A 13,522-nucleotide genomic window follows, 5' to 3' on the forward strand; every position below is an offset into this window, starting at 1 on the left:
CAAATTTTTTGCAAAAATACAATTTATAATTTCTTTGCGAAATACATTTTTTCTTTGGCAAATTTAGCGATATTTGCACCCACAACTACAACGATTTCGTAATGGAAGAACGCAACAAAACCTTAGGTGAATTTATCATCGAAAAACAAGAAGAATTTAAGTATTCCTCCGGAGAATTATCCCGAATTATCAACTCCATCCGATTGGCCGCCAAAGTGGTGAATTACAAAGTCAACAAAGCCGGTTTGGTCGATATAGTTGGTGCCGCCGGTGACCAAAATATCCAAGGGGAAGACCAACAAAAACTGGATGTGTATGCCAATGAAGTTTTTATCCAAACCTTAATCAACCGTGAAATTGTTTGTGGCATTGCCTCCGAAGAAAATGACGATTTTATTACCGTTGCCGGTTCCGATAAAACACACAGCAATAAATATGTTGTTTTGATGGATCCGCTTGACGGTTCTTCCAATATAGATGTCAATGTTTCCGTTGGGACAATTTTTTCGGTATTTCGCAGAGTAACGCCGGTTGGAACACCGGTTACTTCTGCCGATTTTTTGCAACCCGGAACCCAGCAAGTGGCCGCCGGTTATGTAATTTACGGCACCTCAACCATGTTAGTCTACACTACCGGTCACGGCGTTAACGGTTTTACTTTGAACCCGGCTATTGGAACCTTTTATTTATCACACCCGAATATGCAGTTTTCAAAAGACGGTAACATTTATTCCATCAACGAAGGCAATTATGTGCATTTCCCGCAAGGCGTAAAAGATTATATCAAATATTGCCAGTTGGAAGAAGGCGACCGACCTTATACTTCTCGTTACATCGGAAGTTTGGTTTCCGATATTCACCGCAACATGATCAAAGGGGGAATTTACATTTACCCAACCAGCATGAAATCGCCTAACGGAAAATTACGTTTACTCTACGAATGCAATCCTATGGCATTCATTGCCGAACAAGCCGGCGGAAAAGCTTCCGATGGTTTTGGAAGAATCATGGAAATTCAACCCACAGAATTACACCAACGCGTGCCTTTCTTCTGCGGAAGTTATAATATGGTAGAAAAGGCGGAAGAGTTTATGGCGAAGTATGTCTAAGGCAATAGCCAAAAGGCATTAGGCATTAGAAAAATAAAAAAGGCAGGAAAATAAATCATTTCTGCCTTTTTATATTAAAGTTGACTCTTGGACAATGCCATTTGCCTTTTATTTATTCATGTGTGTCATTTCGTAAACATTTGATATTAAGAGGAGGACTGCCGGTGGCAGTCAGGTACACGAACTTTAGTTCGTCATAAAAAAAAGCCTTGATTTCTCAAGGCCTTTCATTACTTATTCATGTGTGTCATTTCGTAAACAAAGGTATCTGAGTCCACATCCATCACCAATAGCGACAATGCTTTGTCAACAATATAAGGCACATTACCCGGAGTAAACCCTAAAGCCAAAGCAAACTTGGTTAAGATTTCTTTTTGTTTTGGTCCTAGAACGTGGTCTGCATAAACCATACGCGATAAATCATACAAACGCTCTAATCTTTGCGCATGTAAATACGGTGGATTGATAGGATATTTTAAAGGATTTTCTAAAATCTCTTCGTATTCTGCTGCGGAAATTTCTAAGCGAACGGCCAATTTATCCAAGAATTCTTTCTCTTCTTTACTCATATCGCCATCGGCTGTAGCCACGCGAACGATTGCTGAAAAATGTCCCTTATTTCTGCTTTTAAACTCGCTATCAAATAAATCTGAAATTGACATAATTTTATGGGTTTTAATACTGCAAATATAAGCCAATTTCCTTTTTTGAAAAACCAATTTCCAAAATGTTTTTCATCGATTTTAGGATTTATTTTTAGGGCTCAATAAAAATTAATTGTAAGTTTACGTTCCAAACAACCAAAACTACAATGTCAGATTTCTGGATATACTTCAATATCGGATTAAAACATGTGCTTGATATTTTTGCCTACGACCATGTTTTATTTCTTTTAGCCTTAACCGTTCCTTACGAATTCAAATCGTGGAAAAGAATTTTAATTCTGGTCTCGCTTTTTACTTTAGGACACACTTTAGCACTATTTCTTTCGGTTTTTAATATCATAACCATCAAGTCAGATATCGTCGAATTCCTTATTCCGATAACCATATTGATTGCCGCTTTGTATAACATAGTCGTTTCGGGTAAATCGAGCAAACATAGCAGTATTACTTTTATTGGCATTGTTACGGTTTTCTTTGGGGTTATTCATGGTTTAGGGTTTTCAAATTATTTCAACACGATTCTTTCCGGTAAACCAACAGACAAACTTTTACCGTTATTCGAGTTTGCGCTTGGGATTGAAGTCGCCCAAATCATAGTCGTAATAGCTGCTTTACTTTTGGCGTACGTAGTTCAAACGCTTTTAAAATTCTCCAAACGCGACTGGGTTTTAATCATTTCCGCCTTTATCGTCGGTGTCGTCATTCCGATGATTTTACAAAGTGAAATTTGGGTTAAATAATTGTTTTAAAGCGAAAGGTTTGGGTATATTTGCTATCCGTTTTCCCGCTTTCCACGCTACATGGTAGCTAGTTACAATCGGGGCTAAAGGAAAAACCATTTGATTATCGGTAATCTTGTTGCACGAACAAGATTCTGAAACAAATTCAGAATAAATGAAAGAAGCCAAACAAAAAAAATACGACGTTGCCTACTTGAGAATTGCTGCCGAATGGAGCAAATTGTCTTATTGCAAACGCAAACAAGTCGGTGCCATTATTGTCCGAGATAAAATGATTATCTCCGATGGTTATAACGGAACGCCATCGGGCTTTGAAAACTGCTGCGAAGACGACGAAGGCTTAACTAAATGGTATGTCTTACACGCCGAAGCCAATGCGATTTCTAAGGTAGCGCGTTCTACTCAAAGTTGCGAAAATGCCACCCTTTATATCACGCTTTCACCTTGTAAAGAATGCAGCAAATTGATTCACCAATCGGGCATTAAACGGGTGGTTTTTAAAAACGGTTACCGCGATGAATCCGGTTTAGACTTCCTGAGAAAAGCCGGAATTGAAGTAACTCAAATCGAAAATTTAGACTAATCTCATAATAATATTGGTCAAATGAAATCTAAGGAAAAATACTTGCCTTTATTGCTGTTCTCTTGCGTCGCCTTGGGAATAATCATCGGCGGTATGCTCAATTTTCCGAAACGATCTCTTTCCAAACAAAACGCCAGCAAAGCCAAAATTGAAAAACTAATCGATTTTATCAATGACGAATATGTTGATGACGTTAATTCAGATTCAATTGTTGACCTAACGGTGAACAGTATTTTGGCCAATCTAGATCCGCATTCCGTTTACATTCCGCCCAGCGAACAATCCTCAGAAGCCGAGTTGATGAAAGGAGATTTTGTCGGTATTGGTGTCAATTTTTATATGTTTAATGACACCGTTACCATAGTAAAACCTTTGGAAAACGGTCCGGCCGAAAAAGCCGGTATCTTAGCCGGTGACCGCATTTTATACGCGGATAAAGACAAACTCTTTGGAAGAAAATTGCCGACAGACAGTTTGTTCAACAAATTAAAAGGCGAAGAAGGCTCAAAAGTTTTATTGACCATCTACCGAAAAAGCAGCAATAAAAAACTAAAAATCCCGGTGATTCGCGATGTGGTTCCGATTAAAAGTGTTGACGCCTATTTGAAACTCAACGCCACTACCGGATATATCAAAATCAATCGCTTTGCCGAAAGCACTTATGACGAATTCCGAGTAGGATTGGAACAATTGAAAAAACAAGGCATGAAAACCTTAGTCATTGATTTGCGAGACAATGGCGGCGGTTATTTGGAAAAAGCCGTTGAAATTGCGGATGAGTTATTAAAAGACAAAGAGCTTATCGTTTTTACCAAAAACAAAAGAGGCGAAATCAACAAAACTTTTGCCACCGAAGAAGGCATTTTTGAAAGCGGAAGAGTCTTTGTTTTAATCGATGAAAACTCGGCTTCTGCCAGTGAAATTTTAGCCGGTGCAATACAAGATAATGACCGAGGAACTATCGTAGGTCGTCGTTCTTTCGGGAAAGGTTTAGTGCAGCGCGAAATGGACTTTGAAGACGGTTCGGCCGTTCGTTTAACGACTTCAAGATATTACACCCCAAGCGGTCGCTCGATTCAAAAACCTTATGTCAAAGGACAAGGCGAAGAATACAATCACGATTACGAAGCCCGATTTGAAAACGGTGAATTATACGCTAAAAGCAAAATCAAAGTGGCGGATTCTTTAAAATTCAAAACCAAAAAAGGCAGAATCGTTTATGGCGGCGGCGGTATCGTTCCGGATATCTTTGTGCCTTTGGAAGTAAAAAAAGGCGAGGAAAGTTTGGCCTACATTTTAAGCTCAGGTTTAGTGAGTCATTTTGTTTTCGAACAATTGGACAAAAACAGAGCGCCATTTAAAGGGCTAAGATTTGAGGCATTCTTAACTAAAATGCAAAACGACCAAAGCACGGTTTCTAAATTCGAAAGCTATTTAAAAGAGGCCGGTTTGGAAATGTCATTAGCGAATAATAAACCTTTGGTGAAAAAATTCCTAACGGCGGAATATGCCCGACAACTTTTTGGCGAAGACCAATACTATCAAATCATTTTAAAAGATGACGCGATGTTGAAAGCCGTGCTGAAGTAAGTTTTACTTTCTGATGCTGTCGTGCACTTGTACATGAACTCCACCATTCCATAAAGTCAAAATATCAGTTGCTACGGCTGCGCCACTCCCGGCGGCTATAGACAATTGACTGCGCCATCCGGCTAAAGTTCCGATAACAAATATTCCTTCGGCTACTTTATGGTCGGTATTTTTGAGTTGGATTCTGTTTTTCTCCGGAATCACTTTTTGATGCGGTATTATGTACTCTTCTAAACCTTCAATGGTAAAAGGATTTCCGGCGCCAATTCCGATGACAACGATTTTAGTTTGATAACTAGTTTTATTGGTGATAACGCTAAAATTTCCGGCTTCGCCTTCAATCTTCATTACTTTTTCGCCTGAAATTTGTTCGATGTGATGATACAATTGGTTTAAATGATCAACGCTTTCCTCAAGTAATTCTGAACCTAATTTTCCGGCTGGAATTCCGTAAGCGTTATTAAAAAGAGCGTCTTGAAGTGAAGAAGCTTTTTGATGGGCAATGATGCCTATTTTTTTATCGGTTGCAAAAGGTTTGTTTTGGGCCGAACCTAAAATCAAAGCACAAGACATCCCCGAAACGCCGCCACCAATAATCAAAACATCATACATAAACCGGAAAATTAGAAGTTATAAAATGACAAATTCCAAATCCCGAAACTTCGGGACCAAAATTTAAATGTAAAGTCTCAAACATTTGAATTTTGATTTTCCTCTCTGGAATTTGAGAAACCCTTAGTTTTTAAGTTTGTCCTCGATTTTCTTTGACATTCTAAAAATCAAAAGGATTAAGACCGCACAAAATGACGCGGCTATACCAATTAAAGCCACCATACTGTCACCTTCAAACGGGTTGTTGAAATCGAGTAAATAAATATTAACCAATATTAAGGCTACGGCAAGAAATATAAGTATGTTGGTGAAAATTTTCATGAGATAAATTTATGGAACAAAAATACTAATTTTTAAGATTATGCAAATAGTCCTTTAACATTAGCGGCAAATAATTTAACAGCAATTGCCAGTAAAACTACTCCAAATACTTTTCGGATGATGTTCAAACCATTTTTGCTGAGCATTTTTTCAATTTTAGACGACGATTTCAATACGGCATAAACTAGCAAAATGTTCAACAAAATAGCAATAATAATATTGATGGATTGAAATTCGGCACGCAAAGAAAGTAAAGTAGTCATGGTTCCGGCACCGGCAATCAAGGGAAAAGCAATCGGTACAATAGATGCAGAATTGGCTTCTTCATCGCGGTATAATCTAATGCCGAGTATCATTTCCAAAGCCAAAAAGAAAAGGACAAACGAACCCGCTACGGCAAACGAATTGACATCGATACCAATCAATTTCAAAATTTCTTCTCCCACAAAAAGAAACGCAATCATGATTCCGGCCGAAACCAAAGATGCTTTCTCCGATTGAATATGACCAAATTTTGTTCTCAAATCGATAATCACAGGAATACTTCCCACGATATCAATCACCGCAAAAAGCACCATCGTTGTAGTTGCTATTTCTCTAAAATCTAAATTCATACCTAATTATTTTTTTGCAAAATTAAGGTTTTAATACTTCTTGTAAGCCAAATTTCATTTGTACTTTTGCATTCTTAAAATTAGTGTATGTTCCAATTAGGCAAAACCATAGTTTCCGAAGATATTCTTGAAAAAGATTTTGTGTGCAACCTCTCCGCCTGTCACGGTGCTTGCTGTGTTGATGGAGATGCCGGTGCGCCTTTAAGTCAAGAAGAAACTAAAATTTTGGAAGAAATTTATCCGAAAGTAAAACCATTTTTGCGCAAAGAAGGCATAGAAGCCATAGAAAAATTAGGCACTTGGGTGGTCGGAACCGACCAAGATTTAGAAACGCCACTAATTGACAATAAAGATTGTGCTTACGTAATTTTCGACGGAAAAACCGCGCTTTGTGGTATTGAACAAGCTTACAACCAGGGCATCATCAACTGGAAAAAACCGGTTTCGTGTCATTTATATCCTATAAGAGTAAAAGATTTTAGCGAATTTGCCGCCGTCAATTATGACCGTTGGGATATTTGTAGTGATGCTTGTACCTTAGGAAAAGAACTCCAAGTGCCGGTTTACAAATTTGTCAAAGAAGCCTTGATTCGAAAATTCGGAGAAGATTGGTATGCTGAATTGGAAAAAGTAGCGGAAGATTTAAAAAACGGAAAGTAAAAAATAAAAAAAGCCGAAATCAAATGATTTCGGCTTTTTTGTGGAGAAGATGGGGCTCGAACCCACGACCTCTTGACTGCCAGTCAAGCACTCTAGCCAACTGAGCTACATCCCCATTTTTGAGACGACAAATATATAATTTTATCCAAACAAAAAACAATACAACACCTATCTTTTTTGAGATTTATTGTAAATTTACCCTAAATATTTTTTTATGTCTGCCGAAAACACCAATGGGTTTATTAGAACCCAAATTGAAAATAAAATCGCAACCCTAACTTTCAGTCATCCGGCGAGTAATTCTTTTCCCGGTGATTTATTGCAAAAACTCACGGAAGAATTAAATGCTTTGAGCCACAATAAAGAGGTTAATGTGGTTATCTTTCAAAGTGAAGGTAAGACTTTTTGTGCCGGTGCTTCTTTTGACGAGTTGCTTTCTATTACCGATTTTGAGTCCGGAAAAAAATTCTTCTCCGGTTTTGCCAATGTAATCAACGCGATGCGCAACTGTTCCAAAATTATTCTCGGAAAAATTCAAGGGAAAGCGGTTGGTGGCGGTGTTGGCTTGGCTTCGGCTTGCGATTTTGCTTTTGCCTACCAAGATGCTTCGATTAAATTATCTGAAATAGCCATCGGTATAGGACCTTTTGTAATTGAACCTGCCGTTTCCAGAAAAATTGGAAAAACTGCTATGACGCAACTCACTTTACAACCTAATACATGGCAAACTGCCGATTGGGCTATTGAAAAAGGACTTTATGCTGACATCTTTGACAGTTATGGCGAGTTAGACGAAGCTGTTTCAGCTTTCGCCAAAAAATTAGCCAGTTATAATCCGGATGCTTTAGCCGAAATGAAAAAAGTGTTCTGGGAAGGCACCGAAAATTGGGATACCCTTTTATACGAAAGAGCCGCTATCTCGGGTAAATTAGTGCTTTCCGACTTTACTAAAAATGCGTTAAGCGAATTTAAAAAATAAATTATGACTTTAATCTCTCTGATTCAACAAGTTAATATCGATGAAAAAATAAAAAATGCCCCCGATAATGGCTATTTAGTTGGGGTTTGGATTGGCTATATTTTGCCTTTTGTCGTTTTAACGGGTCTGGCATGGCTACTTTATCGCAAGGCCAAAAAAAGACAAGACGAGCTGTAGTTATATTTTACTAAATTTGCACCGTAAAAACTGCTTTCATGAGTAACATCAGAATCACCAAACAATTTTCTTTCGAAACCGGGCATGCGCTTTACGGCTATGACGGCAAATGTAAAAACGTACACGGTCACAGCTATAAATTGTCGGTGACTGTGATTGGAAAACCCATAACAGATACTTCTAATGTGAAATTTGGGATGGTGATTGACTTTTCTGATTTGAAAAAAATAGTCAAAGAAGAAATTGTTGATGTTTTTGACCACGCCACGGTTTTTAACAAAAACACCCCGCATATTGAACTAGCAGCCGAATTGAAAAATCGCGGACATCATGTAATTTTAGTTGGTTACCAACCTACCAGCGAAAATATGGTCACTGATTTTGCCCAAAAAATTAAAAGCCGTTTGCCTAAAGACATTCTTTTACATTCGCTAAAACTTCAAGAAACCGAAACTTCATTTGCCGAATGGTATGCTTCGGATAATTTATAATTTACCTTCATGCAAATAACTTCTAACAAAAAAATATACTTTGCTTCCGACCAACACTTTGGCGCTCCGACTGCTGAGTTGAGTTTCCCGCGAGAACAAAAATTCGTGGCTTGGTTGGATGAAGTCAAAAAAGATGCTGAAGCTATATTTTTGTTAGGTGATTTGTTTGACTTTTGGTTCGAATACAAAACCGTAGTGCCCAAAGGGTTCGTGAGAGTCTTAGGCAAACTGGCCGAAATTCGCGACAGCGGTATCCCGATTTACTTTTTTGTTGGCAACCACGATTTATGGATGAACGATTATTTTGAAAAAGAATTGAACATTCCTGTGTTTCACGACAATCAGGAATATGAATTTAACGGCAAAACCTTTTTGATTGGTCACGGTGATGGCAAAGGTCCCGGTGATATGGGGTACAAACGCATGAAGAAGGTATTCACCAATCCGTTTTCCAAATGGCTGTTTCGTTGGTTACATCCCGATCTTGGTGTAAAACTAGCACAATATTTATCGGTAAAAAATAAACTCATTTCAGGCGAAGCCGATGTAAAATTCTTAGGAGAAGAAAACGAATGGTTGGTACAATACGCCAAACGCAAACTCGAAACCAAACAGTATAATTACCTCATCTTTGGCCATCGACACTTACCGATGGTTATCAAAGTTGGTGAAAACTCAGAATACATTAATTTGGGTGACTGGATTGGATATTTTACTTATGGCGTTTTTGACGGTGAAAATTTTGAATTAAAAGAGTATTAATCTACCTCAAATCCTTTAACCGCAACTGAACTGAAACCTTACCGTTGAACTCATTTTCATCAATGCAATACACTGCCTCAAACGAATTTTGATTTTTAACCAAGTCCAATTTTTTGCCTAAACCAAAACCAATTGCGCCAAAACCTTGACTACTCCCGATACTTCGGGATTGTTTGACAAATAGTTTCAAGTGATCTTCATCGGCGCCGATTCCTTTCGCATAACCCGAATCTCTGAGCCCTTTCGACATAAAGACAGGAGTCATATTTTGAGGGCCAAATGGTTCAAATTGGTTTAGAATTCTAATCAATTTCTCGTTGATATCAGTTAGATTAATTTCGGCATCGACCGAAATTTCAGGCGTTAATAAATCGGGGTGAATCGTTTCTTCGACTGTTCTTTCAAATGCTTCTTTGAAAGCGGCATAATTTTCTTCTTTCAAAGTCATTCCGGCGGCGTACATATGTCCGCCAAATTGTTCCAAATGTTCCGCACAAGCTTCTAACGCATTATAAATATCAAAATCTTTCACCGAACGGGCAGATGCTGCTAGTTTGTCACCGCTTTTGGTAAACACAATCGTCGGACGATAATAAGTTTCCGTCAATCTGGAGGCTACAATACCTATAACGCCTTTGTGCCAATTTTCTTGATAGACAACTGTGGTGAATTTTTTAGTTTCCTCATTTTCGACTATTTGCGACAATGCTTCCACTGTAATTTGCTTGTCTAAATCCTTTCTATCAGCATTGTGTTGTTCAATTTCGGAAGCGAAAATTTCGGCTTGGTCTAAGTCGTATTCTGTGAGCAAAGCCACGGCTTCATTCCCGTGTTTGATTCTTCCGGCAGCATTAATTCTTGGCGCAATGATAAAAACAACATCGGTAATCGTCAACACTTTTTTCTTTACATTCTGAATTAATGCTTTAATTCCCGGACGTGGATTAGCATTAATCACTTCCAAACCAAACTTAGCTAAAGTCCGGTTTTCACCCGTAATCGGAACAATATCAGCCGCTATTGCTGTGGCTACCAAATCTAAATAAGGAATTAAATTTTCTATGGTTTGGTTTCTGTTTTGGGCCAAGGCTTGAATGAGTTTGAAACCAACACCACAACCGCACAATTCATCATAGGGATAAGTGCAATCCTCTCTTTTGGGATCTAAAACCGCTACGGCTTCGGGCAAAAATTCCCCCGGACGATGGTGATCACAAATAATAAAATCGATGTTTTTACTTTTAGCGTAAGCCACATGATCGATAGATTTAATGCCGCAATCCAAAGCGATAATCAATGAAAACCCATTGTCGTCGGCAAAATCAATTCCTGTATACGAAATGCCATACCCTTCGTTATAACGATCGGGAATGTAAGTCGCCACATTAGGATAATAGCTTTTTAAATAACTCGACACCAATGAAACCGCCGTCGTACCATCGACATCATAATCTCCAAAAACCAAAATGTTTTCACCATTTGCAATCGCTGCTTCAATTCGAGTCACGGCTTTATCCATGTCTTTCATCAAATAAGGATTGTGCAAATCGGCTAAACTTGGTCGAAAAAACTGTCTGGCATCCTCGTAAGTTTCAATACCTCTTTGAACCAAAAGGGTCGCGATAAGTTCGTCAACCTTGAGTTCAGTTGCCAAAGCTTTTACTTTGTTAGAAGAAGGTTTTGGTTTTAAAGTCCAGCGCATGTTTAATTACGAATTGAAAATTACGAAATACGAATCATCAAACAAATATATAAAAAATACTACAAAATATTTTAAATGGATGAAAGAAATTACTTTAAATTTTTTCCGCCTACGACCGCCACGATTTCTCCTTTTGGTGGTTTGGCTTCAAAGTGTTTTAAAACCTCAGCGGCTGTTCCGCGAATGGTTTCTTCGTGTAGTTTTGATAATTCTCTGGAAACCGAAACCGGTCGGTCTGTGCCAAAATACAGTACAAATTCGGCCAAAGTTTTGACCAATTTATGCGGTGAAACATAGAAAATCATGGTTCTGTTTTCTTCGGCTAGCGCCAAATAACGAGTTTGTCGGCCTTTTTTTTCAGGCAGAAAACCTTCGAAAACAAATCTATCGTTGGGCAAACCGCTATTGACCAAAGCCGGTACAAAAGCCGTGGCGCCGGGCAAACAATCGACTTCAATATTATTTTCCACACAAGCGCGCGTCAATAAAAAACCGGGATCAGAAATCGCAGGTGTTCCGGCATCACTTATCAAAGCAATTGATTCTCCGGCTTGCAAACGCTTGACCAAATTCTCAACGGTTTTATGTTCGTTATGCATGTGATGGCTATGCATGTGTGTGGTAATCTCAAAATGTTTGAGAAGTTTTCCGCTGGTGCGTGTGTCTTCGGCCAAAATCAAATCGACTTCTTTCAAAACTTTTATCGCTCTGAAAGTCATGTCTTCTAAGTTGCCTATTGGCGTTGGAACAATGTAGAGTTTGGACATTTACTTAAATTTATTCTCCACAACCGCCATAAAACGTTCAATATAATCTTCTTTACCAACCCAATAATCATAGTCGGGAATCACCATTTCATTCAAGAAATTTTTGGCTTCTTCTAAAGTATCGAATGTATTTAATTGCGAAATCACACGGTTAAAATCTTCATTGCTTTCACCAAAAAGATTGTTTACAAAAGCCACTCTGTCATTCAATCCAATCTCTATGGTTTTGGAAAATGCAGTGTTCAATGCAGCCGGTTTTTCGGTAGTTTCTTCTTTGGTTTCTGTGGCAAAGAGCGAAACTTCATTGGGTTTTACAAAAACAGGATCTACATAATTTTCTCCCAATAAATCTTCCAACGCTACATGCTTGGTGTCAGGTTTTACTTCTGAAGCCGTTTCTGCCGGTTCAATTTGCTCTGCCAGTTCGCTATCGCTCGGGTCTTCCTCTTCTTCCGCCAATTCAAATATGGGTTTGAAAACCGGTTCTTCTTCGTCAATTTTAGTCTCAGTTACAACTTCTTCCTCCATTTCTTCATCCAAAACAGGTTCCACTTCTTCTTCGGCTTCTTCCGAAACTACCGTTTGCTCTTCCGATTCACTATCGTTTGAATCTTCAGCTGCTGAAGTTTCTTCCTCAACAATTACCTCCGATTGTGTTTCCTCAACAGTTGGTTCTTCTGTCGGTTTTACTTCAAAAACCATTTCTTTGGCTTCTTCAACCTGTGAATGTTGCGCTAATTTTTCTTCCAAAACCGCAACCTCAACATCCTCTTTTACCGATTCAAAATTGTCTTGGTAAAACTTTAAAACGGTTAGTGTTTCATATAATTTTTGGGTTTCTTTATACAATTGATCGACTTCCGACTTGTTTTTCAGTTTCAAAATTCGGTGGGCAATGCTGATTAATTCGGCTTCTAATCGTTTTTTCATGAGTGTTGAAATTATTTGGAACAAGCTAGTGTTTTCTGTAAATTTTCCTCCGTTGCATTTATTTAACCTTGGGAAGAAGTAACGGTAATTAAAATTTTTCTACATTTGAATCGACGTAAAAATAGAAAAAAATGACGTCCGTTTGTTTTCGTTACAAAGTAATAAAAACTATTCATTTTTAGCGCAAGAAAAATACAAAATGTTTCTCGAAAATACAGTAAATCATAAAGAACAATTTGGTTGGATTGAAGTCATCTGCGGATCGATGTTTTCGGGTAAAACAGAAGAACTGATTCGCCGATTGAAAAGGGCTCAATTTGCCAAACAAAAAGTGGAGATTTTCAAACCTTCCATCGATACGCGCTACGATGAGGAAATGGTGGTTTCCCACAATAAAAACGAAATTCGTTCCACTCCGGTTCCGGCGGCGGCTAATATTCGAATTTTAGCACAAGGTTGTGATGTTGTTGGCATTGACGAAGCGCAGTTTTTTGATGACGAAATTATATCGGTTTGTAATGATTTGGCCAATTCAGGAATCAGAGTGATTGTTGCCGGATTAGACATGGATTTTAAAGGCAATCCTTTCGGACCAATGCCGGCTTTGATGGCGACTGCCGAATATGTAACCAAAGTGCACGCCGTTTGTACCCGAACAGGTAATTTAGCCCATTACAGTTTCCGAAAAAATGACAACGAAAAACTGGTCATGCTGGGTGAAACAGAAGAATATGAACCTTTGAGTCGCGCTGCTTATTTTAATGCCATGCGCGAAAACATGGTGGTAAAAGACGCCGAAAACCTATCTAAAGAAGAATAA

17 protein-coding genes and 1 tRNA gene are annotated in these 13,522 nt (G+C 38.4%); 10 read left to right on the top strand and 8 right to left on the bottom strand.

Annotation, left to right across the window (positions count from 1 at the left end; translation table 11 throughout):
- Window positions 1-101 precede the first annotated feature (101 nt).
- Window positions 102-1,109: a class 1 fructose-bisphosphatase gene (gene fbp / locus P7V56_RS01375; protein WP_171221461.1), complete on the top strand. Its 1,008-nt coding sequence runs from the start codon at window positions 102-104 to the stop codon at window positions 1,107-1,109.
- 230 nt (window positions 1,110-1,339) lie between these two features.
- Here the strand turns inward: fbp and P7V56_RS01380 are convergent, their stop codons facing one another.
- A complete protein-coding gene (locus P7V56_RS01380) occupies window positions 1,340-1,771 on the bottom strand; it encodes a tellurite resistance TerB family protein (protein ID WP_171221460.1) in 432 nt (143 codons plus the stop codon).
- 149 nt (window positions 1,772-1,920) lie between these two features.
- Here P7V56_RS01380 and P7V56_RS01385 point away from each other — a divergent pair, with 149 nt between their 5' ends.
- The 3 genes from P7V56_RS01385 to P7V56_RS01395 all read left to right on the top strand — a co-directional run bounded on the left by P7V56_RS01385 (window position 1,921) and on the right by P7V56_RS01395 (window position 4,687).
- Window positions 1,921-2,514, top strand: coding sequence for a HupE/UreJ family protein (locus P7V56_RS01385; RefSeq protein ID WP_171221459.1), 594 nt, complete (start codon window positions 1,921-1,923; stop codon window positions 2,512-2,514).
- Between the two features lie 154 nt (window positions 2,515-2,668).
- The gene (locus tag P7V56_RS01390; RefSeq protein WP_171221458.1) at window positions 2,669-3,097 is read left to right on the top strand and encodes a deoxycytidylate deaminase; all 429 of its coding nucleotides are present in this window, start codon (window positions 2,669-2,671) and stop codon (window positions 3,095-3,097) included.
- 21 nt (window positions 3,098-3,118) lie between these two features.
- Entirely contained in the window at window positions 3,119-4,687 is a 1,569-nt protein-coding gene (locus P7V56_RS01395; RefSeq protein WP_171221457.1) for a S41 family peptidase, read from the top strand.
- A 3-nt stretch (window positions 4,688-4,690) separates the two neighbouring features.
- Here P7V56_RS01395 and P7V56_RS01400 read toward each other — a convergent pair whose 3' ends face one another.
- The 3 genes from P7V56_RS01400 to P7V56_RS01410 all read right to left on the bottom strand — a co-directional run bounded on the left by P7V56_RS01400 (window position 4,691) and on the right by P7V56_RS01410 (window position 6,234).
- The gene (locus P7V56_RS01400) at window positions 4,691-5,299 is read right to left on the bottom strand and encodes an FAD-dependent oxidoreductase (protein ID WP_171221456.1); all 609 of its coding nucleotides are present in this window, start codon (window positions 5,297-5,299) and stop codon (window positions 4,691-4,693) included.
- A 123-nt stretch (window positions 5,300-5,422) separates the two neighbouring features.
- Window positions 5,423-5,620, bottom strand: coding sequence for a hypothetical protein (locus P7V56_RS01405; RefSeq protein ID WP_171221455.1), 198 nt, complete (start codon window positions 5,618-5,620; stop codon window positions 5,423-5,425).
- Between the two features lie 38 nt (window positions 5,621-5,658).
- Window positions 5,659-6,234, bottom strand: a complete 576-nt coding sequence (locus tag P7V56_RS01410) for a MarC family protein (RefSeq protein WP_171221454.1) — start codon at window positions 6,232-6,234, stop codon at window positions 5,659-5,661.
- Between the two features lie 87 nt (window positions 6,235-6,321).
- On the opposite strand from P7V56_RS01410, the gene P7V56_RS01415 reads away from it, so the two are divergent.
- The gene (locus tag P7V56_RS01415; protein WP_171221453.1) at window positions 6,322-6,894 is read left to right on the top strand and encodes a DUF3109 family protein; all 573 of its coding nucleotides are present in this window, start codon (window positions 6,322-6,324) and stop codon (window positions 6,892-6,894) included.
- A gap of 41 nt (window positions 6,895-6,935) precedes the next feature.
- Here P7V56_RS01415 and P7V56_RS01420 read toward each other — a convergent pair.
- Window positions 6,936-7,009: transfer RNA gene (locus tag P7V56_RS01420), tRNA-Ala, on the bottom strand.
- 99 nt (window positions 7,010-7,108) lie between these two features.
- On the opposite strand from P7V56_RS01420, the gene P7V56_RS01425 reads away from it, so the two are divergent.
- Genes P7V56_RS01425 through P7V56_RS01440 form a run of 4 tightly spaced genes read left to right on the top strand, consistent with a single transcriptional unit; the run spans window position 7,109 to window position 9,303 of the window.
- Entirely contained in the window at window positions 7,109-7,873 is a 765-nt protein-coding gene (locus P7V56_RS01425; protein WP_171221452.1) for an enoyl-CoA hydratase/isomerase family protein, read from the top strand.
- Between the two features lie 3 nt (window positions 7,874-7,876).
- On the top strand, window positions 7,877-8,050 hold the full coding sequence (locus tag P7V56_RS01430; RefSeq protein ID WP_171221451.1) for a hypothetical protein: 174 nt from the start codon (window positions 7,877-7,879) through the stop codon (window positions 8,048-8,050).
- A 38-nt stretch (window positions 8,051-8,088) separates the two neighbouring features.
- Entirely contained in the window at window positions 8,089-8,541 is a 453-nt protein-coding gene (locus tag P7V56_RS01435; RefSeq protein WP_171221450.1) for a 6-pyruvoyl trahydropterin synthase family protein, read from the top strand.
- 9 nt (window positions 8,542-8,550) lie between these two features.
- Complete coding sequence (locus tag P7V56_RS01440; RefSeq protein ID WP_171221449.1) at window positions 8,551-9,303, top strand: UDP-2,3-diacylglucosamine diphosphatase; 753 nt, start codon at window positions 8,551-8,553, stop codon at window positions 9,301-9,303.
- Window position 9,304: 1 nt separating this feature from the next.
- Here the strand turns inward: P7V56_RS01440 and recJ are convergent, their stop codons facing one another.
- The 3 genes from recJ to P7V56_RS01455 form a co-directional block, all read right to left on the bottom strand.
- Window positions 9,305-11,005, bottom strand: coding sequence for a single-stranded-DNA-specific exonuclease RecJ (gene recJ / locus P7V56_RS01445; RefSeq protein WP_171221448.1), 1,701 nt, complete (start codon window positions 11,003-11,005; stop codon window positions 9,305-9,307).
- Between the two features lie 89 nt (window positions 11,006-11,094).
- Complete coding sequence (rsmI, locus tag P7V56_RS01450) at window positions 11,095-11,772, bottom strand: 16S rRNA (cytidine(1402)-2'-O)-methyltransferase (RefSeq protein WP_171221447.1); 678 nt, start codon at window positions 11,770-11,772, stop codon at window positions 11,095-11,097.
- Complete coding sequence (locus P7V56_RS01455) at window positions 11,773-12,702, bottom strand: DUF8457 domain-containing protein (protein ID WP_171221446.1); 930 nt, start codon at window positions 12,700-12,702, stop codon at window positions 11,773-11,775.
- A gap of 199 nt (window positions 12,703-12,901) precedes the next feature.
- Between P7V56_RS01455 and P7V56_RS01460 the strand changes: the two genes are divergently transcribed.
- Window positions 12,902-13,522 (top strand): thymidine kinase, encoded by a 621-nt coding sequence (locus P7V56_RS01460; RefSeq protein WP_171221445.1) that lies wholly within the window; start codon window positions 12,902-12,904, stop codon window positions 13,520-13,522.

It is taken from the genome of Flavobacterium sp. IMCC34852, assembly GCF_030643905.1.
GTDB lineage: Bacteria > Bacteroidota > Bacteroidia > Flavobacteriales > Flavobacteriaceae > Flavobacterium > Flavobacterium rivulicola.

Bases quoted from the DNA above. Each gene is read 5' to 3' on its own strand.
- fbp (WP_171221461.1), top strand. From the start codon at position 102: ATGGAAGAACGCAACAAAACCTTAGGTGAATTTATCATCGAAAAACAA.
- P7V56_RS01380 (WP_171221460.1), bottom strand. From the start codon at position 1,771: ATGTCAATTTCAGATTTATTTGATAGCGAGTTTAAAAGCAGAAATAAG.
- P7V56_RS01385 (WP_171221459.1), top strand. From the start codon at position 1,921: ATGTCAGATTTCTGGATATACTTCAATATCGGATTAAAACATGTGCTT.
- P7V56_RS01390 (WP_171221458.1), top strand. From the start codon at position 2,669: ATGAAAGAAGCCAAACAAAAAAAATACGACGTTGCCTACTTGAGAATT.
- P7V56_RS01395 (WP_171221457.1), top strand. From the start codon at position 3,119: ATGAAATCTAAGGAAAAATACTTGCCTTTATTGCTGTTCTCTTGCGTC.
- P7V56_RS01400 (WP_171221456.1), bottom strand. From the start codon at position 5,299: ATGTATGATGTTTTGATTATTGGTGGCGGCGTTTCGGGGATGTCTTGT.
- P7V56_RS01405 (WP_171221455.1), bottom strand. From the start codon at position 5,620: ATGAAAATTTTCACCAACATACTTATATTTCTTGCCGTAGCCTTAATA.
- P7V56_RS01410 (WP_171221454.1), bottom strand. From the start codon at position 6,234: ATGAATTTAGATTTTAGAGAAATAGCAACTACAACGATGGTGCTTTTT.
- P7V56_RS01415 (WP_171221453.1), top strand. From the start codon at position 6,322: ATGTTCCAATTAGGCAAAACCATAGTTTCCGAAGATATTCTTGAAAAA.
- P7V56_RS01425 (WP_171221452.1), top strand. From the start codon at position 7,109: ATGTCTGCCGAAAACACCAATGGGTTTATTAGAACCCAAATTGAAAAT.
- P7V56_RS01430 (WP_171221451.1), top strand. From the start codon at position 7,877: ATGACTTTAATCTCTCTGATTCAACAAGTTAATATCGATGAAAAAATA.
- P7V56_RS01435 (WP_171221450.1), top strand. From the start codon at position 8,089: ATGAGTAACATCAGAATCACCAAACAATTTTCTTTCGAAACCGGGCAT.
- P7V56_RS01440 (WP_171221449.1), top strand. From the start codon at position 8,551: ATGCAAATAACTTCTAACAAAAAAATATACTTTGCTTCCGACCAACAC.
- recJ (WP_171221448.1), bottom strand. From the start codon at position 11,005: ATGCGCTGGACTTTAAAACCAAAACCTTCTTCTAACAAAGTAAAAGCT.
- rsmI (WP_171221447.1), bottom strand. From the start codon at position 11,772: ATGTCCAAACTCTACATTGTTCCAACGCCAATAGGCAACTTAGAAGAC.
- P7V56_RS01455 (WP_171221446.1), bottom strand. From the start codon at position 12,702: ATGAAAAAACGATTAGAAGCCGAATTAATCAGCATTGCCCACCGAATT.
- P7V56_RS01460 (WP_171221445.1), top strand. From the start codon at position 12,902: ATGTTTCTCGAAAATACAGTAAATCATAAAGAACAATTTGGTTGGATT.